Annotated in this window: 14 protein-coding genes; 10 read left to right on the plus strand and 4 right to left on the minus strand. The window is 34.7% G+C overall.

Translation table 11 applies throughout. The features are described from left to right. Position 1: 1 nt before the first annotated feature. Positions 2-1,207 carry an ABC transporter permease gene (locus VBZ51_RS08425; RefSeq protein ID WP_416576636.1) on the plus strand — a complete coding sequence of 402 codons (1,206 nt, stop codon included), beginning with the start codon at positions 2-4 and terminating at the stop codon, positions 1,205-1,207. On the opposite strand, the gene dusB is transcribed toward VBZ51_RS08425, so the two are convergent. Continuing rightward, complete coding sequence (dusB, locus tag VBZ51_RS08430; protein ID WP_416576637.1) at positions 1,204-2,202, minus strand: tRNA dihydrouridine synthase DusB; 999 nt, start codon at positions 2,200-2,202, stop codon at positions 1,204-1,206. The genes VBZ51_RS08425 and dusB overlap by 4 nt on opposite strands. Before the next feature lie 207 nt (positions 2,203-2,409). Between dusB and VBZ51_RS08435 the strand changes: the two genes are divergently transcribed. The 3 genes from VBZ51_RS08435 to VBZ51_RS08445 are packed head-to-tail and all read left to right on the plus strand — an operon-like array spanning position 2,410 to position 4,752. Further along, positions 2,410-3,192 carry a prolipoprotein diacylglyceryl transferase family protein gene (locus VBZ51_RS08435; RefSeq protein WP_416576638.1) on the plus strand — a complete coding sequence of 261 codons (783 nt, stop codon included), beginning with the start codon at positions 2,410-2,412 and terminating at the stop codon, positions 3,190-3,192. After that, a complete protein-coding gene (locus tag VBZ51_RS08440) occupies positions 3,164-4,558 on the plus strand; it encodes a radical SAM protein (RefSeq protein ID WP_416576639.1) in 1,395 nt (464 codons plus the stop codon). The genes VBZ51_RS08435 and VBZ51_RS08440 overlap by 29 nt, the downstream gene beginning before the upstream one ends. Then, positions 4,555-4,752, plus strand: a complete 198-nt coding sequence (locus VBZ51_RS08445) for a hypothetical protein (protein ID WP_071340769.1) — start codon at positions 4,555-4,557, stop codon at positions 4,750-4,752. Before VBZ51_RS08440 ends, VBZ51_RS08445 begins: the two co-directional genes overlap by 4 nt. 6 nt (positions 4,753-4,758) lie before the next feature. On the opposite strand, the gene VBZ51_RS08450 is transcribed toward VBZ51_RS08445, so the two are convergent. Next, complete coding sequence (locus VBZ51_RS08450; RefSeq protein WP_416576640.1) at positions 4,759-7,158, minus strand: TonB-dependent receptor; 2,400 nt, start codon at positions 7,156-7,158, stop codon at positions 4,759-4,761. Positions 7,159-7,268: 110 nt separating this feature from the next. Then, positions 7,269-9,671, minus strand: a complete 2,403-nt coding sequence (locus VBZ51_RS08455) for an outer membrane beta-barrel protein (RefSeq protein WP_416576641.1) — start codon at positions 9,669-9,671, stop codon at positions 7,269-7,271. Positions 9,672-9,874: 203 nt separating this feature from the next. On the opposite strand from VBZ51_RS08455, the gene lepA reads away from it, so the two are divergent. Further along, positions 9,875-11,671, plus strand: coding sequence for a translation elongation factor 4 (gene lepA, locus VBZ51_RS08460; protein WP_058104607.1), 1,797 nt, complete (start codon positions 9,875-9,877; stop codon positions 11,669-11,671). A 121-nt stretch (positions 11,672-11,792) separates the two neighbouring features. Here lepA and VBZ51_RS08465 read toward each other — a convergent pair whose 3' ends face one another. Further along, the gene (locus VBZ51_RS08465; RefSeq protein WP_215996869.1) at positions 11,793-13,658 is read right to left on the minus strand and encodes a cation:proton antiporter; all 1,866 of its coding nucleotides are present in this window, start codon (positions 13,656-13,658) and stop codon (positions 11,793-11,795) included. Positions 13,659-14,349: 691 nt separating this feature from the next. On the opposite strand from VBZ51_RS08465, the gene VBZ51_RS08470 reads away from it, so the two are divergent. From VBZ51_RS08470 to VBZ51_RS08490, 5 genes are all read left to right on the plus strand, one after another. After that, entirely contained in the window at positions 14,350-18,864 is a 4,515-nt protein-coding gene (locus tag VBZ51_RS08470; protein WP_416576642.1) for a PAS domain S-box protein, read from the plus strand. Further along, on the plus strand, positions 18,845-19,264 hold the full coding sequence (locus VBZ51_RS08475) for a response regulator (RefSeq protein ID WP_416576643.1): 420 nt from the start codon (positions 18,845-18,847) through the stop codon (positions 19,262-19,264). Before VBZ51_RS08470 ends, VBZ51_RS08475 begins: the two co-directional genes overlap by 20 nt. Before the next feature lie 135 nt (positions 19,265-19,399). After that, a complete protein-coding gene (locus VBZ51_RS08480) occupies positions 19,400-20,260 on the plus strand; it encodes an MBL fold metallo-hydrolase (RefSeq protein ID WP_416576644.1) in 861 nt (286 codons plus the stop codon). Positions 20,261-20,312: 52 nt separating this feature from the next. Continuing rightward, complete coding sequence (locus tag VBZ51_RS08485; RefSeq protein WP_091608018.1) at positions 20,313-21,962, plus strand: S8 family peptidase; 1,650 nt, start codon at positions 20,313-20,315, stop codon at positions 21,960-21,962. 15 nt (positions 21,963-21,977) lie between these two features. Continuing rightward, the gene (locus VBZ51_RS08490; protein WP_416576645.1) at positions 21,978-23,831 is read left to right on the plus strand and encodes a M1 family metallopeptidase; all 1,854 of its coding nucleotides are present in this window, start codon (positions 21,978-21,980) and stop codon (positions 23,829-23,831) included. Positions 23,832-23,878 lie beyond the last annotated feature (47 nt).

A 23,878-nucleotide genomic window follows, 5' to 3' on the forward strand; every position in this document is an offset into this window, starting at 1 on the left:
GTTGAATTTTCCTCTCTATATCGCTAAAAGGTATGTGCGTTCTAAAAGTACCCAGAACGCGGTTAACATTATTAATTTTATCACCTTTTTAGTTATTGTCATTGGCTCTGCCGCACTATTTATTGTATTATCTGCCTTCGCCGGTTTAAAAACCTTCAGCCTTTCTTTTACCGAATCTTTTGACCCACAATTAAAAGCGTTACCCGTAGCTGGTAAGACATTTACATTATCCCCAGAACAGGAAGAACGTTTGCAATCGGTCAACGGATTGGCATTTTACTCTAAAGAAATAGAAGAGAAAGTTTCTCTTGAACACCGAGGAAAAAACCATATTGCATACATAAAAGGGGTAGATAGTAACTACACTAAAGTAACTGGTGTAGATAGTACGCTTTATATTGGCGACTGGACATTAAACGAATCTCAAGTAGTGTCCGGTCTAGGTATTGCCAACATTCTAGGGGTTACCATCAACCAATATAGAAGCCCTATGCAGATATATGCTTTTAAACCTGGCAAAGGTTCTATATCACAACAAAGTATTTCATCGCTCTACAATCAATTGCCCATGGTCATTGGTGGCGTGTATGCCGTAGAAGCTGATTTGGATAATAAATACGTTTTTGCCGATCTGCGATTGACACAAGCTTTATTGGAAAAAGATTCGCTCTCCATTTCCGGTATTAATTTTAAGATGGATGAAGGTGTTGAACCTAGCGCCGTGCGTGATGAAATTCAAACAATTTTGGGTGATGGCGTACAACTAAAAAACAGACAGCAACTGAACAGTACACTCTACAAAATGCTGAATACCGAAAACGTAGCTACGTATCTCATTTTTACTTTGGTACTTATCATCGCCTTATTTAATGTGGTAGGCGCTATTATCATGATGATTTTAGACAAGCAACAGAATTCTAAAACACTCTACAGCCTAGGTACTACGATCAAAGAATTGCGCCGTATTTATTTTGTACAAGGCATTCTTGTTACCGGTTTTGGTGGATTAATAGGCGTATTGCTTGGCGTACTCATTGTATGGTCCCAACTTGCTTTCAGTTGGCTAAAAATAACGGCTACTTTAGCTTATCCGGTAAAGTTTGAATTTATCAATATTGTCATAGTACTGGCAACCATTCTTGTATTGGGCGTAATTGCCTCTAAAATTGCAAGTAGCCGAATCAATAAAAAGTTAGTAGACCTCTAAGCATTGGTAAATTGGTGATCGCCGAACTTTTGCAACACCTCATCAAAAGCAGCGAATACCGAAGCAGAATCATCACTGGTTACCATTTTCATACGATACTCCTTAAAATTAGGAATTCCTTTAAAGTAGTTGGTATAATGTCTTCTAGTTTCAAACACGCCCAACGTTTCCCCTTTCCAATCTATGGACATCTGTAAATGACGACGCGCAGCTTCTACACGTTCTGCCATTGTTGGAGGTGCTAAATGGGTTCCTGTTTCAAAAAAGTGTTTTATTTCCCTAAATATCCAAGGGTAGCCTATGCTTGCACGACCGATCATTGCACCGTCCAAACCAAACTCGTCTCGCATTTTCATGGCTGCTTCCGGTGAATCTACATCTCCGTTACCAAATACGGGTATATGCATTCTTGGATTGTTCTTTACATCTCTAATAGGGTTCCAATCTGCACTTCCCTTATACATTTGTGCACGGGTTCTTCCATGTATTGCAATTGCAGCACAGCCCACGTCTTGTAAACGTTCTGCAACCTCAACAATTTTTATAGAACTATCGTCCCAACCTAATCTGGTCTTTACCGTAATGGGTAAATTACTATGCTCTACCATAGCCTTGGTCAAGGAGACCATTAAATCAATATCCTTTAATATTCCGGCTCCCGCTCCTCTAGATACCACTTTCTTTACAGGGCAACCAAAATTAATATCGATGATATCGGGCTTTGACTTTTCTACAATCTCTACAGATTGTAACATACTATCTAAATTGGCACCAAAAATTTGAATACCTACAGGGCGTTCCTTCTCATAAATATCTAGCTTCATTACGCTTTTTGCGGCATCACGAATCAATCCTTCCGAAGAAATAAATTCTGTATACACAACATCGGCTCCTTGCTCTTTACAAAGGGCTCTAAATGGTGGGTCGCTTACATCTTCCATTGGCGCTAAAAGCAACGGAAAATCAGGTAGTTGTATGTCTCCTATCTTGGGCACTGCTGTTTAATTTTGGGTTGCAAAGTTATATAAAAATACGGGAAGCGCATTACTTAAGCTTTTTGATAAATTCTATGGTTTTACAGGCTATTATCACTTGTTAAAACACTTGTTTGTAGAAACGACGTAAATTAGTATCCAAATGAAGTCTTTATTTACGCTTCTAAATATATTTCAAATTTTAAATAAAGCTTTGACAATAACTTTATGACCCAAACGCTACTTATTGTCTCGCTACCTTTTGAGCCTATTGTATTTGGTGTAAAATTAAACATGCACCTTATTCTTGAATACCTAGCGTTTTTTGTAGGGTTTAGATACTATGTTTTTCTACGGAAAAAGAGCGCTGATGTCATTTCTTCCAATAACCGACTCTCCATAATCATAGGTGCTATTTTTGGGGCGCTGTTTTTATCAAGATTAGCGGCGTTTTTTGAAAACCCTATAGCCCACATAGATCAAGGTTTGCTTTATAACCTAAACAACAAAACCATAATGGGCGGACTCTTTGGTGGCTTGCTGGGTGTGGAGCTTGCGAAGAAGATTATTGGAGAAAAACATTCGTCTGGAGACTTATTTACACTGCCTATCATCTTAGGCATTATCATAGGTAGAATTGGTTGTTTTTTAGCGGGTTTTAAAGAGTTTACCTACGGAAAAGAAACTACCTTTTTTACCGGTATGGACTTAGGTGATGGTGTTTTAAGGCATCCCATTGCACTATATGAAGTGCTGTTTTTATCCGTGCTTTTCGTCATCATCAAAAGGTTACAAAAGTTGAATCTTACTTTTAAAAACGGGGATCTTTTTAAGCTCTTTATGGTTACCTATTTCTCCCTTCGATTCGGTATCGAATTTCTAAAACCCAACCCTTTTTATTTCTTAGGGCTAAGCAGTATTCAAATATTATGTCTAATTTGTTTGGTGTACTACCAAAAATTCATCTTTCAGGGAATAACATATGTCAGAAAAAAACTATACCTATTATGATTTTACACTAAGCCTATGCCCAGAATGTTTACGTAGGGTAGATGCCAAAATCGTTTTTGAGAACGAGAAGGTGTATATGCTTAAAAACTGTAGAGAGCATGGTAGGTCTAAGGTGCTTATTGCAGACGATATTGAGTACTATAAGAACATAAGAAACTATAATAAGGCTTCTGAATATCCAAAAACGTTCAATACAAAAACCCATTATGGATGCCCTTATGATTGCGGTCTTTGCCCTGATCACGAGCAACATTCTTGTCTTACGGTCATTGAACTGACCGACCGCTGCAATCTTACCTGCCCTACCTGCTATGCGGGATCATCTCCCACTTATGGTAGACACCGCACATTAGAGGAAATTAAAAAAATGTTAGACGTTATCGTTAAGAACGAGGGCGAACCAGATGTGGTTCAGCTTAGTGGAGGTGAGCCTACCATACATCCTAACTTTTTTGAAATTCTTGATTACGCAAAATCGCTACCTATTCGGCATTTAATGTTGAATACCAACGGAATTAAAATTGCAAAAGATTTTGATTTTGCGAAACGATTGACAACTTACGCACCAGATTTTGAAGTGTATTTACAGTTTGATTCTTTGGATAACCATGTACTACAAACCTTAAGAGGGGCAGACCTGGCAGATATTCGTTTACAAGCGTTAGACCATCTAAATCAATTGAACCTTTCCACAACATTGGTAGTCACATTACAAAAGGGGTTAAATGACCATGAAATGGGAAGTACCATAGACTTTGCCCTAAAACAAAAATGTGTGCGCGGCGTAACTTTTCAGCCCACCCAAATTGCTGGTAGATTAGAAAATTTTGAAGTAGATGAAAACCGTATTACCTTAACTGAAGTACGAAGAAAAATTTTAGAGCAATCGCCTATTTTTGAACCGGACGATTTAATACCGGTACCCTGTAACCCCGACGCCTTGGTGATGGCATATGCTCTAAAATTGGGAGATGAGGTAAACCCGCTAACTAGGTTCATTAACCCAGATGATTTATTGAACGAAGGTAAAAACACTATAATTTACGAGCAAGATGAACAACTACACGGCAAAATGATCGAGCTTTTTAGTACAGGCAATTCCGTTGAAAAAGCATCGGAAAATTTAAAAAGTATTATGTGCTGCCTTCCTGAAATTGACGCCCCAGAACTTGGATATGACAACCTGTTTCGCATCATCATTATGCAATTTATAGATGCCCATAATTTTGATGTCCGTGCCATTAAGAAATCTTGTGTGCACATTGTAAACAAAGACTATAAAATTATCCCTTTTGAAACTATGAACTTATTTTATAGAGATGATAAAATAGAACGATTAAAGGAATTACAAAACGAAATGATATGATTTTAGAGGTTGGAAATCTTGATGGGCTATTTACTTTAATACTTCTTATAATGTTTGGTCCGGCATTATTGTTTTTAATTATTGGAATTATTCTATTTTCTCAACAAAAGAAAAAAGCCGGTAAAGTTTTTTTGATTTTAGCAGGTATCTACCTACTAGTTAGTTTAGGTATTTGTGGATCTATGATGACTTAAGCAAATCTATAATCGATTGTTTTCATCTGTGCTCTTACTCTTAGAGTTATCTCTAATTTTCGTGTTACCAAATTTGTACCTAAAACCCAATACAAACAGTCGATTTTCGCGTCTAGTACTTGTAGAATTATTTTGTTCAAGATAGTTTCTTGTAGAATAAATGTTTCCTTTATTAAAAATATCTTCTACACCTATAGAAATGCTAGCATCTTTGTTCCAAAATGTCTTTCTGAAATTTATACCCAATTTACTATAGGCTCTAAAACTGGCATTACCTTGTACGTATGGCGAAATATAAGTGAATGCCATGTCTGCATACAATGATTCATCTTTTAATAATGTAAAATAATTATTAGCTCGTAGGTATGTGGTCCAAGTAGAGTTGTCAATAATAGCGTTGGTAGTTACATCAACAAATTTATTCTGATTGTAATATTGGCTCACTAAAAAATAAAAATACCAATACGAGGTAAAATATTTAGATACGCTAGCATCTGCACCAAAATTATAATTGGTTTCTAAATTTATATACTGCGCTATTAAAAAATTGGTCGTATTGTCTTGAATAAATTGTTGTACCTGCTGGTCCGATTTTATACTCGTAAATAAAGCAAACTTATAGTCTTTATCATATACATAATCCACTTCTATATAGCTACGATAAGCTGGTTTTAAATTAGGGTTTCCCTCAAAAATAGAGTTTGCAGATATATAATATTGAAAAGGGTTAATGCTGCTATATCTAGGTCGGGTAATTCGCCTGTAATATTTAACCATGAAAGCATTTTTGTCTTTCGTATAGGACATAGACAAGTTTGGAAATACATCAAAATAAGAATTTGTGTTTGCTGATGATAAAATATTTAATTCTCCCTTTGTGTCTGTATATTCTGCTCTAAGACCTACATTTAATTTCCATTTTTCCCAACTGTTACTAAGACTTACGTAACCTGCGTAAATTTGTTCGTCGTAATTAAAAATTCCAGATTCTGAAGGGTTAATGTTGGTAATGGTTTCATCAAAACCAGACTGTAGAATACTTGACTCTGAGTTTATATTTGCAAATTTTAAGCCTGTCTCTAAAGTAGACTGTTTTGATAACGGTAATGTTAGGTCTGTTTGGGCGCTGAAAAGGTTTATAATCTGGTCTGAACTTATATTTAACGTATTCTCAGAAGTATTCTCGGTAAAACCTTCTACAATGTCATTATTTAATTCTTGATTATCCTTAGAATCATAATAGGTAAAGTGGGCGTTTGTTGCTATTTCTGCCCCTTTATCATTCAACTTATGTACCCAATCTAAATAATTAGACGTGTTATAGGTATCATCACCTAATGTATTAAGACCTTTTAAACGCGCTATTATATCTGCATTGGTACTTTCAATATCGGTTGATGAGGTATATATTGTATTGTTATCGGGTGATAAACTTGAGGTAGAAGAAAAGCTTAGCGCATTTTTTTCATTTAATTCAATATCTAAAAACAGATTTAGATTATGACTTTTTCCTTTAGATATAGATTTTTGCTCTGCAGTCCAAATCTCATTTTCTTGTCCGTCTTCAAAAAACGTGGTAGCATCAGAATATCTGGTCCAATCCCTATCATGACTAAAGCTATAGTTCGTTGAAAAATCTACTCTTTTACCTTTAAAAAAGTGATCTGTACCTACTGTATGTTTTGGTAAAACACCTTGCGTATATCTGTTAAAAACAGCACCGTTATACCCTGCAACAAGGTTTTTCTTCATTTTAATATCAATTAACAAACCACCCTCTGCACTATATTTTGCCGGCGGACTCGTAATTACTTCTATAGATTGTACATTACTTGCAGAACTACCGCTAAGTAAATTAATAATATCCTCTTCTGGTAAGTTGACCAGCTTACCATTGATCATAATATTTACATTAGCGCTACCATTTACATACAAGCGATTATTCATTACCATAACACCTGGTGTACGCTTTAAAACATCCCAAATATCGCCATCGGAAATTGCCGTGTTTTCAACGTTGAAAATATGGCGATCTGCCAGTTGTTCTAATTTTGGTTTGTTCTGGGTTACTACGACCTCATCTAATTCTTGAGCACTTTGAAGAACAAGTGGTGGCATCTCAATATTACTTGTTACTACTAACAAATCACTTTCAACAGTATTGGCTATATAACTGGCAACAATTCTATAATTACCCTTTGCTATGGAATGAATCCTGTAGTCTCCTTGATCATTGGTAACCGTACCTTTAATGAATTCACCTTCTTCACTCAACAAGATTACATTGGCCAAAACAACGGGTGTATTGTTCTCGTCTACGACAGAACCGTTGATGGTAAAATCTTGTGCTAACGCTAAAGAAAACGTAAGAAAAAATATAACCGTTAAATAAGTACTCCTAATCATTTAATAAGCGGAATTCTGACTAAATGTAGGAAAGTAAAATTGAATTATCTTACAGTGCTCTTAATATTTTCTTAACAAAACAATAAGATGTTGATAGTTAACATTTTATCTTACTCCAGTCTGTCCAGTTCTAATTTGTCGATGCTTCTTTGATTGTCCTCTAAACGGAAATTTCCAAAATTGTAGGTAAAGCCGAACTTTACATATTGGGTTTCAGGGACGGTTAGAAATCTGTTGTCTTGATTCAGATACTGCGAAGAAACATAAGAATTGTAATTACCTAATAAGTCATTGGCACTTACACTTAAAACCGCTCTATTATTGAAAAAAGACTTTCTTAAACCTACCGTTAAATTTGTGGATTCTTCTTGAATATAAGAACCCTGCAACCAGCCTGATAAATATACAAAACCTAATTCCCCCTTAAAACTACCATCGTTGGAAAGCGTTACGTAATTGGTTAAGTCTATATAGGCCCCATTATACTCATTCTTAAAAGAGTAATCATCGCTTTGTAGGGCTATGAATGTTTCATCTTCATGAAACAGTGAAATGTAACTATACAAATACCAATTGTTGGTAATGGATTTTCCATAGGTAAAATCAATCCCATACGAAGTACTTTCCAATACATTCTGTGTGATATCCCTTAAAACGAAATTATCATTGTCTTGAAAAGTAAGTGTAGAGATATACCTACCATTATCTCGATAATAGAAATCAAAATAATATTCCTGATTCAGTGTATAATTCAAATTAAAGTTATGACCAAAACTAGGCATTAGATTAGGATTACCTTCTTCAAAAGTACGTTCATTGATATAGGTTCTAAAGGGGTTTAAATCTTCATACCTAGGGCGTTGTACTTTTCTAGCATAATCAAAAGATAAGCTGTGATTGTCATTAATGTTATGTAATAGGTAGAAAGAAGGAAAAAGTTCAAAATAACTAAGATCATTGATAGTCGATACATTTACAGATACCCCAGAACTTTCTGTTTGTTCTGCACGCAAGCCTGTTTTTACACTCCATTTTTCCCAGTCTTTAGAAAGGCTAAAATAACCAGCATACACACTTTCATCGTACGTATAATCATCGGATAAATTTGGAATAAACTCGGTGCCATTATTCTCCAAAAAATAATCTAGTTTACTTTCAGAGTCTATAAAAGAACTTTTGATTCCTGTCTCAAAAAAGACACTGCCCAGGTAATCGTTGTAATCTATTTGAGCAGTTTTAATTTCTATTTGTTGATCGGCAAGTGTAGAAAAGTTAAAATCGCGAATAAATGATCCATTGGGTTCAAAGTAGTCAGAATTGACATCTTGATTTCTATCTAAATCAAAATTCGTGTAATGTGCGTTTACGGTCAAATTACCCTGATCCTTAAATTGATGTTTAAAAGTAAGGTCACCAGAAATATTGTTCTTTCTTTCACTTAAAAAACTATTTGTGGTAAATAGGGAATCCAAAACACCAGATGCATCTTTAATGGTAGTTTCCTGAAAGAAATCTGCATCTCTCTTAGGTTGTATAAGGGCATTACTTGTAAAACTTAGTACATTTTTATCGTTAAAATCATAATCTATTACTAAACCCGCACTATGTGTATTGCTACGTATTACTTGGTCAAAATCTGTATCCCAAACAGAAACAATACCACTATCGCCCATAAAATTAGTATTGTTCAACGTGTTTTTATACTCCTTTTTGGGTGCATAATTATAACTAGCGTTTACGTTTAACCTTTTGGTTTTGTAAAAGTGAGAGGTACCAAAATTATATTTAGGAAAAACACCTTGCGTATAACCGGCATTGACATTTCCCTTATAACCAATAGATACATTTTTACTGGTAATAATATTTAAAATAGATCCACCCTCGGCATCATAACTTGCCGGTGGATTGTGAATTACTTCAACAGATTTAATATTCTCGCCTTGGTAGTTTTCTAAAAGACTTTTGACCTCATCTGAAGATAATTGAACTTTTCTATCATTAATATAAACGGTAGTAGCCTGGTTTCTTACTTTAAGTTCATCATTCATCATAAGTACTCCGGGCGTTTGCCTAAGAATATCCCATGAACTATTCTGAGAGATTACGGTATTCTCTACATTAAAAACAATACGATCTACTTCTCTTTTGACTACGGGCTTATTACTGGTAACGGTTACCTCGTTCAATTGCTCAGCTTCTTGTTCTAAAATTAATGCCCCAATTTTAGTATCCTTCAAAATTTCCAAAGGCAAATTCTCAGAAACCTGACCTATATAAGATGCTTTTAAAAAATATAGACCTTCTGCAATATTAGAGAACAAAAACGCTCCGTTTTCATCTGCAGATGTACCTGTTACCAATGTTGAATCTGTAACCGTTAGAAGAAAAACAGATGCAAAAGCAACGGGTTCTTGGTATTGGTCTTTTACTTCTCCGCTAAGTTCAAAGCCTTGACCGTATGAAAAGTGTGAAAAGCCTAGCGTAAAACAAAAAATAACAAGTAGAGGTTTCAACAGAAATTTGGGGTTTTTTGTCAAATCTAAATATAATATTGTCGTAATTCTTTACAATATATGTAATACAAAGTTATAAATACAATAAATAAATAGGTAAGCCCACTAAAGTTTAGCGCTATAAATTAGATTATATTTGCAATTGCTCTTTTGTACCGAGTATAATTTATGGTATAAAAAGCATCAATATTACTGTTTCCGCTATGAAAAACATTAGAAACTTCTGCATTATTGCACATATTGACCACGGTAAAAGTACCTTGGCAGATAGGTTATTGGAATATACGGGATCTGTTACCGATCGAGAAAAAAAGGAACAGCTACTAGATAGTATGGATCTTGAAAGAGAACGTGGTATTACCATAAAAAGCCACGCCATACAGATGGATTATATCTATAAAGGCGAAAAATATATACTGAACTTAATAGATACCCCTGGTCACGTAGATTTCTCTTATGAAGTTTCTAGATCTATAGCAGCTTGTGAAGGCGCATTGTTAGTAGTCGATGCTGCACAAAGTATACAGGCACAAACTATTTCTAACTTATACCTTGCACTAGAGAACGATCTGGAGATAATACCGGTATTGAATAAAGTAGATTTACCGAGTGCCAACCCAGAAGAGGTTACCGATGATATTGTTGACCTATTAGGTTGTAAGGCAGAAGAGGTTATACCCGCCTCTGCAAAAACGGGCATTGGGATAGAAGAAATTTTAAGTGCCATCATTGAAAGAATTCCTGCCCCTAAAGGCAATTCTGATGAAGCCTTGCAAGCTTTGGTGTTCGATTCTGTTTACAATCCTTTCAGAGGGGTAGAAACTTACTTTAGGGTCGTTAACGGTTCTATTAAAAAAGGACAAAAAATAAAGTTCGTTGCTACGGATAAAAGTTACTTTGCAGATGAGGTAGGTACCTTAAAATTGACCCAGCACCCAAAAAAGGAAATAAACACTGGTGACGTAGGATACTTGATTACCGGTATAAAAGATGCCCGTGAAGTAAAGGTTGGTGATACCATTACAGACTCTGCAAACCCAACAAAAAATGCTATAGGTGGTTTTGAAGATGTAAAACCAATGGTATTCGCAGGTATATATCCAGTAGACACCGAAGATTTTGAGGAGCTACGTTCTTCAATGGAGAAATTACAACTTAACGATGCTTCTTTAGTATTTGCGGCTGAGAGTAGTGCTGCACTTGGATTTGGTTTTCGTTGTGGATTCTTAGGAATGCTGCACATGGAGATTATTCAAGAGCGTTTAGAGCGTGAGTTTGATATGACCGTAATTACTACGGTACCAAACGTTAGCTACCATGCGTTTACTAGAAAAGACCCAGAAGTTCCGTTAATTGTAAACAACCCAAGCGATCTACCAGATCCATCTACCATAGATCGTGTAGAAGAACCATATATTAAAGCAACCATTATTACCAAGTCTGATTTTGTGGGTAATGTTATGTCTCTTTGTATTGAAAAAAGAGGGCAGATTACCAACCAAACCTATTTGACAACGGAACGTGTTGAACTTAATTTTGATATGCCTTTGGCAGAAATTGTATTTGATTTCTATGACCGCCTTAAAACAGTGTCAAAAGGATATGCTTCTTTTGATTATACACCAATAGGTATGCGTGAATCTAAACTGGTTCGTGTAGATATTCTTTTGAATTCGCAAACCGTAGATGCATTGTCCGCTTTAATACATTTTGATAGTGCTACCACAATTGGTAAAAAGATGTGCGAAAAATTAAAGGAGCTAATACCAAGACAACAGTTTGATATTCCTATTCAAGCAGCAATTGGTTCAAAGATTATTTCCAGAGAAACGATCAAGGCCTTACGTAAAGACGTAACAGCTAAATGTTATGGTGGTGATATTTCTCGTAAAAGAAAGCTTCTAGAAAAGCAGAAGAAAGGTAAAAAGCGTATGCGCCAAGTGGGTAATGTTGAAATACCACAAGAAGCATTTATGGCCGTATTAAAACTAAACGATTAGTAATTAATTAATCTTACAATTATAATAGCCTATCTCTGGATTCAGAGATAGGCTATATTTTTTTAACGCGTTGTAGTTCTCACAATACCAAAAAGGGGCATTATTTAAAACAGTAAACCCATTATACCTCATCGGTTTCCGATTGAGCTTCTTTTTCAGGATCCTCATTAGGGAACATTTTACCCAAATATGCCAATTTATAGCCTTTTTGTATATCTGTAAAGTCCTTACTGAATGCAGTGATAATATGTATGTCGCCGTCTGGATCTAAAAGAAATAATGGTACAATATCGGCATCGGCCTTGGTAATTTCAATTAACCCTTCATAATGCTCTGTATCATGAAGTTCTATTTCATGTATCGCAGGGAATTTTCTAGCAGCTTCGGTCAACTTAATAAAGTCATCGGTATGCGAGAATAACCCTTCTTTTGGGTTGTTTTCCGGGTCGGACATTTCATCGGCATCTACCAACCTAAAGGATCCATTTTCACCAAAGGCATCTTGAAATTTGTTAATTGCGTATTTGTTGATATCCGAATTGGGGGTCAAGGCCATTAAATAGCCAATGTCATTGAGTTCTATATTATCTGTCAAATTATCAGAATATATGTTTGCAGATATAGCTTCTAAACCTAGTTTGGTGGCCTTATCAATATTAGATTGATTATTGTCAATTAAGACAACATGCCTATCGTTTTTATGTAAATAATCACCAATTAAACGTGAAACCTTAGAGGCACCCAAAATCAAAATACCTTCAGATTTATTTAAAAAGACTCCTATTAATTTAGCGAATACACGGGCCGTAGTTGCGTTTAACAAAACGGTACCCAAAACAATCATAAATACCAAGGGTGTAATATATTCTGCGCCAGCTTCGCCCTTAGATAAAAGTTTTGATCCAAATAATGAGGCAATACCTGCAGCTACAATACCCCTAGGACCTACCCAGCTAATAAAAAGTTTTTCGTTGAATTTTAAATTAGATCCTATTGAACTTAAAAATACCCCAAGAGGCCTTATAATAAGTACTATTGATAAGAAAAGGGCTATGGTCTTCCAGGTGAATATCAATTCTAAATCGGCAATATCAATATTTGCAGCCAATAAAATGAATAATATGGATATTAAAAGAATACTTAAAGACTCTTTAAAGTACAGCAACTCCTTAATGTTGGGTAAATCTGTATTTCCCATGACCATACCCATAACAACTACTGCCAATAAACCAGATTCATGTGCAAAAACATCGGACATTACAAAAACACCGAGTACCACAGATAAGGACACTACGTTTAAAAGATAATGTGGTATAAAGTTCTTTTTGATCAAAAATGTAAGTGCATGTGCAAATGTAAACCCGAAGGTAAAACCAAATAACAGAATTTTTCCAAACTCTATTAACGCCGTCACCGTGTATGCCTGGCCTTCACCCACACTTATAAATTCATATACCAATACTGCGGCCAAGGCTCCAATAGGATCTATAAGAATTCCTTCCCATTTTAAAATTGCAGATACATCTTTTTTAAGCGGAATATTTCTTAAAATAGGGGTTATTACAGTAGGTCCTGTAACAATGATCAATGCCGAAAAAAGGAAACAAAGTTGCCATGACAATCCAAAAAGAAAGTATGCGGCCAATGCAGCCCCAAAAAAGGTGGTTAAACTACCCAGTGTAATCAGTTTAGTAATTACCGGTCCAATGTTCTTTATTTCTGAGCGCTTTAAAGTAAGTCCGCCTTCAAATAAAATAATACTTATGGCGAGTGATACAAAATAGTAAAGTCCCTCACCAGGAAAAAGTCCTTTATCACCGTTCCAAATTGGTTCAATTATTTTAGATCCGTCTTCGGTATATAGTGTGGACAAAGGCCCCACAATCAATCCTATAAGTATCAAAGGTAAAATTGCAGGCAGTTTTAAGCGCCATGCTACCCATTGAGCAAGTATTCCTAAAATTATAATTCCTGCAAGCTCTAGCATTTAATTTGTTTTGAGATAAAAATAACAATTCTAGACCAGTAAACGTCATAATTTACAGCCCATAACACCTATTTTTAATGTCATTTGTTTTTTCGATTATTATAAAACACGGACTGAAAGCATGTAATTTGATTTATAAAACATTTCAGTTGTTTGTTCTGCATCTAAAATTAAGATACCTAAAAGCTATACAACGCTACTCGCCTTCCCCTTTTAACCCTATTTTATGCTCAATTATAACTACACCATATGGAGCAGTTTAATTCTCCTTAAATTCCAAACTAACTATAATTATAGCTCGTAATTAACTCATAAAAAGAAATAAATATCCAACTAATGTTTAAGATAATTGCTGTATTTTATAGGTAATTCTAAAATTCCATTGTATAAAGGTGTTACGTTTAACAAAAGAGAATTATAGCACTATGGTACGTATCATGCAATTTTTAAAAAACTGTATTGCTTTCAATATCAATTATTAAATGTGTTTTATACACCAAGTTTAATCTTACAAAAGTATCAGAAAAAACATCATAATAGGCGAGACTTTTATAACTTCGTAATTACCACTATGGATTAAATCTTAAAGTCTATTAAAAAAATAATAGAATAGGTCAATTAACTCATATAACCAAAAATGTCTATTCCAGAAAAGCATTTAATTTTGAAAAACCCAATATTTTATGGGTTTTTGTCATTTTTACTAGTTCTGGTTATTACACAGTTTATCGCCTATCAAAAATACCAATTAGACCAAAAGACAGACCAGCAAGAAATTGAACAACGGGTATCAAATTTAAAAGTTGATTTACAAAACGTTCTAGGTCAAAGTTTCAATGCTACACAAACTCTAGCATTTATTGTTGATCAATATGGTATTCCAGAAAATTTTGATAGTGTAGCCCACTTACTTTTAAATAGTAACAAGGCTGTTGACGCATTAGAATTGGTAAATGCAAAAGGTATAATTACGCACGTTTATCCGCTTAAAAACAATGATGTAATTGGATTAAATATTTTGGACGATCCAGATAATAAATTTGGCGCCATAACCACCTTAGAAAGAAAAGACTATTATACTGCTGGACCAATTTATTTAAGACAAGGTGGATCAGGAATCGTTGGTAGAAGACCATTATATAAAAATGGAGAATTTAATGGTTTTGTTGCAGCTGTTGTTCGTTTATCCACCGTTGTAAATTCGGTAAAATTAGACTCTATAGGTATGTCTGATTTTTCATATGAACTTGTAAAAATAAATTCTGACAACTCTGAAGAAACCTTTTATGTTTCTAAAAATATTTACAAAGACGGAATTACTACATTACCACTAACCACTAGCCAAGGGGAGTGGAAACTATATGTATATTCAAATAAGACAGAATCATACGCTACCGCAATTCTTTTTTCTATTCTAGGCTTTTTACTTGCTTCTGTTTGTGGCTTACTTTCTTGGTTTTTAATGCGTCAACCTGCTAAACTTGAAAGATTGGTAGATGAAAAAACAGCACTTTTAAACGAAAGTAAAAAGCGATATAAACAATTGATCAATGAGGCCTCTGACGGTATTTTTTTAAATGACTTTAATGGAAATGTATTAGATGCCAACCCGTACGGTATAAAAATGTTCGGTTATAGTGAGAAAGAACTATTGAACAAAAACCTTGCTGATCTATCACTAAAAGATGAGTCTCTAAATATGCCTTTGACCTACACAAGAATACTTGAAGGACAAACGCTACGTACAGAAAGTAAATTACTAAAAAAAGACGGAACACTATTCTATGGTGAAGTCAGTGCCAAAAAGTTGAGTAACTCCACTATTTTGAGCATAGTTAGGGATATTACCCAAAGAAAACAACTTGAGTTAACAGCCCAAGAAAATTTGGCAAAATTCAGTAAAGCCTATAACAATCCGTTCGTGGGTATGGTTATTAAAAATCAGCACAAAAAAATTGTAGATGCCAATTGTTATTTTCTCAACTTGATCGGTTATTCATTAGAAGAAATAAAAGGGAAAACAATTCAAGACCTTAATTTAATTGCCCTAGAAAAAACGAAAGAAGAAAATACTCCATACAATGCCTTTATTAATTCTGACAGAATTGATAAGATTGAAGTTGAGTTTACCTCTAAAAATGGTAAAAGCCTACACTTAATAACTTCCATTGAACCCTATGAATACTTAGGTGAAAAATATAGTCTTAGTATTTATATTGATCAAACCGATTCTAAGAATGCAAACTTGGCCATTGCCGCAAGTGAAAAAAGGTATAAACAATTTACTGAACGTATTTCTGATGCATACGTAAGTTTCGATGCCAATTGGAATTTTATGGATATTAATGCAAAGGCTGCCAAAGTGGTTGGTATGGATGCCAAGGAAATGATCGGTAAAAATCTTTGGGACGAATTTCCCACCTTTAAAAATTCCGAAGCTTATGCCATCTTCATGGGAGCTATGACCAGGCAAGTATATACACATTTTGAGCAATATCATGAAAGTGTGGACAGATGGGTTGAAAATCATCTATACCCATCTTCAAACGGTCTATCTGTATTTTTTAGAGATATCACCCATAGAAAAAAAGCAGATGAAGAAAAGCAACAACTTATCTCTGTAATAGAAAATAGTCCTGGTTTTATAGGTTTGGCAACTTTAGAAGGTAAACCATTATTTTTAAATGATGCTGGAAAAAAATTAGTGAACCTACCTAAAGATGTTGACCTAAAAAACGGTACTATATATGATTTTTTCGAAGACTACTATAGAGATGTCATAGCAAATGAACATTTGCCGACCATTAGGGAAAAGGGACTATGGACCGGTGAAGTTCCCCTAAAAAACTTTAAAACCAATATACCTACCCCCTTAGAATTTTCTGGTTTTTCTATAAAAGATAAAACTACGAACAAGCCAATTGCTATAGGTGCCATAGGATTTGATCTAACAGAACGTAAAAAAACTCAAAAAGAAATTCTTGCTCTACAAAGCAAAATGGATGCTGCCATAAGAATAGGTAAAATTGGATATTGGGATTTTGACATGGAATCTAAAGTATTTATTTGCTCCCCATTGATGTATAATATATATGATTTAGAACAAGATGCGGTCATAGATATACCATTATTGGAAAGTCTAATTCATCCGGATGATCTAGAAATGCATAGAAAAAATGTAAGGCAAGTTTTAAAAGAAAAAACAACTCATGCCTTTACGTATAGAATCATCATAAAAGATGGATCTATTAAGCACTTAATGGTAGAAATTGAAGTAGAAAGGGATACTAACAATAGGGCCATCAATATTCGTGGAACAATTTTAGATATTACTAAACAAAGAGAAGCTGATTTTGAGATTCTTGATCTTAAAAACAAAATGGAATCTGCCATAAGAATTGGTAAAATTGGATATTGGGATTTTGACTTTCAAACAGAAAATATTAACTGGTCTCCAAGAATGTATGAAATTTATGATGTTAAACCAGATACCATAATTTCCATCCCACTCATTGAAAGTCTTTTACACCCAGATGATATAGAAATGCATAGAAATGTGATAGAGAACGAAAAAAAATCACATTCATTTTCCTATAGAATTTTTCATAAAGACGGGTCTTTAAAGCATTTGTTTATACAAATGGAAGTTGAGCTAGATAAAAAAGAATCTCCTATTAAATTTCGAGGTACAGTTATAGATATTACAGAACAAAAGGAGTCTGAAAAAGCGATTCTAGAACTACAGAACAGAATGAACGCCGCAATACGTATTGGTAATATTGGATATTGGCATTGGGATATGTCTGGTGATGTTGTAGAATGGTCTAAAGAAATGTATGCCATACATGAAATAGACCCAAGTACTAAAATGACCGTAGATTTAGTTAGGAAAACTATATATCATGAAGATTTGTATTTAATGGATAGTATTTTATCATCCAAACCAGGTGAGAAACATCATTCACCAAATATCTATAGATCAAAACTAAAAAATAATACTTTCAAATATTTTTTGGCTTCGTCAGAAGTAGTTTTTGATGATTCTAGTAACCCAATAATATACAGAGGAACTGCTATGGATATTACCAAAAGCGTACTTGCCGAGAAAGCACTTAAAGAAAGTCAAGAGAAATTTGCCAAGGCTTTTGAAAATAAGTTTATTGGTATGCTCATTTTAGATGAAGAAGAAATAGTAATAGAGGCAAACGCTACTGTTTGCAATATATTGAACGTATCAAAAGAAGACCTGATAAATAAAAAAATAATGGATTCTGGTATTGTATTTCTAAATGAGCATTACACTAAAAAAAGAAACAATACTATTATACAACTTCAAGAAAAAGGCAAAGTTTCTAATGAAGAATTTAAAATAACACTCAAGAACGGACAGGAAAAAACTGTTTTGGTATCAAAAGAATATTTAAAAATAAAAGACCAAACTAGGGTTTTAGTTACCTTAAATGACGATACCAAGAGAAAAGAGACTGCTGAAATTTTAGCATCGCAGTTTAATGAACTCCAAAAGACCAACTCAGAACTAGATAGTTTTGTATACAGTGCTTCACATGAATTGAGAGCTCCATTATCTTCTGTATTGGGCTTAATACAACTAATTAAAATGGAAGGGGTAGATCCTAAGTTATATCAGCATATAGATATGATGGAGATTTCCATAGAAAGACTGGATAGTTTTATCAAAGATATTATTGAATACTCAAGAAATAAACACAAAAATATTGATTTTGAACCCATTAATTTTAATACATTAATTGAACAATCACTTGAAAGTTTCTGGTATTTAGAAAACAGTAAAAAAATTAAAATTGATATTAATATAGATGATAAAGAACAATTTGTATCTGATAGTAAGAGAGTTTCGGTTTTATTGAATAACTTTATTTCAAATGCTATCAAGTATCATGATCTTAATAAAGAATCACCTTTTATTCATATAAATGTAAAGACATCTAAAAAAGAAGCTATCTTAGTTGTAAAAGACAACGGTGTTGGTATTGAAGATGTTGAATTAGAAAGAATTTTTGAAATGTTTTATAGGGTATCCTCTAAAGTAATGGGCTCTGGTATTGGGCTGTTTATTGTTAAAGAGGTAATCGCAAAATTAAAAGGAACAATAGACGTAACATCTAAAATAGGACAAGGTTCAACGTTTACGATAACAATACCAAATGAATCAGGTAAATTATAATATGAGCAAGGATATTAATATTTTGTTGATTGACGATTCTGACGTAGATAACTTCATTAATAAAGCCGTTATCTCTAAAGAGGATAATATTTCTCAAATTATCACTATGACCTCTGGGCAAGAAGCTTTAACGCACTTGAATGGGGTAATTGATAATCCTCAAGCATTTCCAGATGTTATATTTCTGGATATTAAAATGCCGGGAATGAACGGTTTTGAATTTTTAGATGAATATTTAAAACTACCGGAAATACTCGTAAATCATTGTAAAATTTACATATTGAGCTCATCTATAGATTCTATAGATTCTGAAAGAGGAAAAGAATATGCTATTGTTAAAAAGCATTTGACCAAACCTCTAGCACATCATAAAATTGGCGATTTACTTGCTGAAGATTAAACTTTTGGTAAAAACACATTTTCTCCCTTTCACAATTCAGTGAAAACATCAGAAAAACACCCTTTATCTAGGGTTAAATTATAATATCTTCTTAATAATCATAAGATTTGGTACACTTTTACTATTTTGCCCCTTATGAAAATTTATCCCATTGAAACTGGTAATTTTAAGTTGGACGGTGGTGCAATGTTCGGGGTGGTTCCTAAAACCATTTGGCAAAGAACGAATCCTGCAGATGAAAACAATTTAATTGATATTGCCGCCAGAAGTCTTTTGATAGAAGATGGGGACAGGTTAGTTTTAATTGATACCGGTATGGGCAATAAACAATCTGATCAGTTTTTTGGTTACTACTACAGATGGGGAGATTTTAATATAGACTCATCTTTAAATAAATATGGTTTTCATAGAGATGATATTACCGATGTTTTTTTGACCCACCTTCATTTTGACCATGTTGGTGGTACAATCCAATGGAACAAAAATAGAACGGGGTATGAACCCGCTTTTAAAAATGCCAAGTTTTGGACCAATGAAAAACACTGGAAATGGGCTACCGAACCTAACCCTAGGGAAAAAGCTTCTTTTTTAAAAGAAAACCTATATCCCATGAAAGAAAGTGGACAACTAACTTTTGTTGACCCAACGGATAATAGCTTTTTAAAGAACAGTCCGCTTGGTTTTGATATCCGTTTTGTAGACGGCCATACGGAGAAACAAATGTTACCACAATTTACCTATCAAGACAAAACCATAGCCTACATGGCAGATCTTATACCAACGGTAGGTCATATTCCCTTGCCCTATGTTATTGGCTATGATACCAGACCATTGGTTACTATGACCGAAAAAGAAATATTTTTAAATGAAGCTGTGGAAAATAACTACTACTTATTCTTTGAACACGATGCTCACAATCAACTTTGTACCTTAAAACATACAGAAAGAGGAGTTAGGTTAGATCAAGTATACACTTTCAACGAGCTCTTCAACTAACTCTACACTTTTAAATTCTAACGATAAACATTAACTAAACGTTTTCCCTTATATGACAAATACATCTCTTAAATCAATCTTTGCCCTTTCATTAGCGGCCGTAATTTCAGGATGCGGAAGCACAAATACAGCCACTAGCAGCGGTTTAATTCTTACTCCAGTAGAAAACATTGATGCTACTCCTTTAAAGATTTCAGATTTAACAACAGCTGAAAAAAATAATTGGGGACACTTAGATCTAGTAACAGATACCATACCGGGTATGAGTGTAGATAAAGCTTACGCAGAAATCATTAAAAACAAAAAGGGAACAAAAACCATAGTTGCAGTCCTAGATTCTGGAATTGACCTCGACCATGAAGATCTAGACGGAGTTTTATGGACCAATACAAAAGAAAAACCCGGTAACGGTATAGACGATGATGGTAATGGTTATATAGATGATATACATGGCTATAATTTCTTAGGAGAGTCATATAATGAACAATTGGAATATGTTCGTATGCTTCGTTTAAACATAGGGGATGCAGCAACTTTAGCCAAGGCAAAAACCAAACTTGATTCTAAATATAACGAAGCTCTTCAAGGTAAAGAACAATATGAATCTATATATCAGGCAGTAAAAAATGCCGATGCGGACGTAAAGAAATACTTGAAAAAGGATACGTATACTAAACAAGATTTAGCCACTATTACCGCGACCGATGAAACCATGCAGCGTAATATTGCCATTCTAAATCAAATGTTCGGTATAAAAGATACTATACCCGAAGTTCTTGAAGAATTGAACAACGGTATCAAATATTACACAGAGCAACTGAACTACAATCTAAACAAAGATTTTAACGGTCGTGAGAGCGTTGGTGATGATCCTTATGATTTTACAGATGTAGATTATGGTAACGGCAACCCAATGAACAGGGTAGATGATGAGAGCCATGGTACGCACGTAGCAGGTATTATTGGTGCTGAACGTAATAATGGAATTGGGGTTAACGGTGTTGCCAACAATGTAGCTATTATGAGCATAAGGGCAGTACCTAACGGAGATGAATATGATAAAGATATCGCTAGAGGTATAAGATATGCCGTTGACAATGGTGCGCGTATTATAAACGGTAGTTTTGGAAAGTCTTTTTCTCCAAATGCACAATGGGTTTATGATGCCATAAAATATGCTGCAGATAATAACGTACTTTTTGTACATGCTGCCGGTAATGATGGTGCCGATCTTGATAATCCTGTTAACGCCAACTTCCCAAATGACCAAGTTAACAACGGACCTGAAATTGCAGATAACGTAATTACGGTGGGTGCTTTAAACCCTAAATATGGGTCAGAGCTTGTAGCCAGCTATTCTAACTACGGTAAAATAAATGTCGATATTTTTGCCCCGGGTACAGATATCTATTCTACTTACCCAAACAATGATTATGAATATTCTCCAGGTACTTCAATGGCCGCACCTGGTGTTGCAGGGGTTGCCGCCTTGGTTATGTCTCAATATCCAAGTTTAACGGCTGCACAGGTGAAGAAAATAATTTTACAATCAGGACTTCCAATTAAAACAAAAGTGGTTTTAGGTAAAAATACCGGCAAAAGTGCTTCTTTAGATGAAATCTCTACCTCTGGTAAAATTGCAAATGCGTATAACGCCTTGGTAATGGCGAGTAAAGTTGCAGCAGGTCAGATTAAACTTTAATTATAAATAACTCAGATGACTAAATCATTTTTCACATTTTTTACGGCTTTATGCTCTATGGCAGTATTTGCCCAAAATACTACAAATTACTGGCAACAACATGTAGATTATACCATGGCCGTAGACATGGATGTTGATAATTTTCAGTATACCGGTACACAAAAACTAGTGTATACCAACAACTCTCCAGATGAGCTTAAAAGAGTATATTTTCACTTGTATTTCAATGCTTTTCAACCAGGTAGTGAAATGGATATTCGCCTGCAGAACATTGCCGACCCAGATGGTAGAATGACAACGGCTGATAAGAAAAGTAGAATAGCTTTGCTTGCAGAAAGTGAACAAGGCTATTTACATGCAACTTCTTTGACACAAGATGGTAGCGAAGTTTCTTTTTCTGAAGAAGGTACTATATTGGTGGTTGACCTTGCAAAACCCATTCCTGCAGGTGCCAAGTCTACTTTTAATATGGAATTTAAAGGTCAAGTGCCGTTACAGATTAGACGTTCAGGAAGAAATAGCGAAGAAGGTGTTGCCTTATCTATGAGCCAATGGTATCCAAAATTAGCGGAATATGATTTTGAAGGTTGGCATGCCGATCCGTACATAGCTAGAGAGTTTCAAGGTGTTTGGGGAGATTTTGATGTAAAATTGACTATTGATAAGGATTACACCGTTGGTGGAACTGGTTATTTACAAAATGCCGATGAAATAGGGCATGGATATGAAACTCCCGGTACAAAAGTTAAAAAGCAAAAAGGTAAGACCTTAACTTGGCACTTTAAGGCACCAATGGTACATGACTTTATGTGGGCGGCAGATCCAGATTATATTCATGATATACAACAAGTGCCTAACGGTCCTGTGTTACATTTTTTGTATAAGGATGATCCTAAAATATTAGAGAACTGGAAAAATCTTCAGCCTAAGACCATTGAGGCAATGGAGTTCTTCAGTAAGAATATTGGTAAATATCCATATGACCAATACTCTGTTATTCAAGGTGGTGATGGTGGTATGGAATATGCTATGTCAACTTTAATTACGGGTGATCGCAAATTTGGTAGTTTGGTTGGTGTAATGGCTCATGAACTTGCACATTCTTGGTTTCAACATATATTGGCAACAAATGAAAGCAAGCATGAATGGATGGATGAAGGGTTTACTTCGTTCATATCTAAACTTTGTATGAGTGAAATAATGGATTTGGACAAGGAAAATCCGTTCGAGAGCACTTACAAAGGTTATAGAAACTTGGCTTTGTCTGGCAAAGAACAGCCACAAACAACACATGCCGATCGTTATGCACTTAATTTTGCATATGGCATTTCTGCATACAGTAAAGGATCTATTTTCCTTTCTCAACTAGGTTATGTAATTGGTCAAGATAAATTGATGCAAACCATCCGCACCTATTACGATGAATTTAAATTTAAACATCCAGTACCAAACGATGTTAAACGTGTTGCTGAAAAAATATCCGGTGTTGAGTTAGATTGGTACTTAACAGATTGGACACAAACTACCAATACTATTGATTACGGTATAAAAACGGTTACCGCTGAAGACAATGTTACAAAAGTAACTTTAGAACGTATAGGCTTAATGCCAATGCCTATAGATATATTGATTGTGTATAATGATGGCAGCAGAGAAACTTTCTATGCTCCATTACAAATGATGCGCGGTGAAAAGGAAAACCCTTATGAGGGTATTAAAAGAACGGTTATCAAAGATTGGGCTTGGGCTTATCCAACTTATGATTTTGATATTCAAAAACCAATATCTTCTATTCAAGCCATAGTGATAGACCCTTCTCAATTAATGGCAGATGTTAATTTAGAGAATAATGTTTGGCAAGCAGAATAGTAAGTTCTTGTAAAGTTTAAGATATTTATGCCCCCAACTTGGGGGCT

This window comes from Maribacter sp. HS (assembly GCF_048059195.1).
Lineage (GTDB): Bacteria > Bacteroidota > Bacteroidia > Flavobacteriales > Flavobacteriaceae > Maribacter > Maribacter dokdonensis.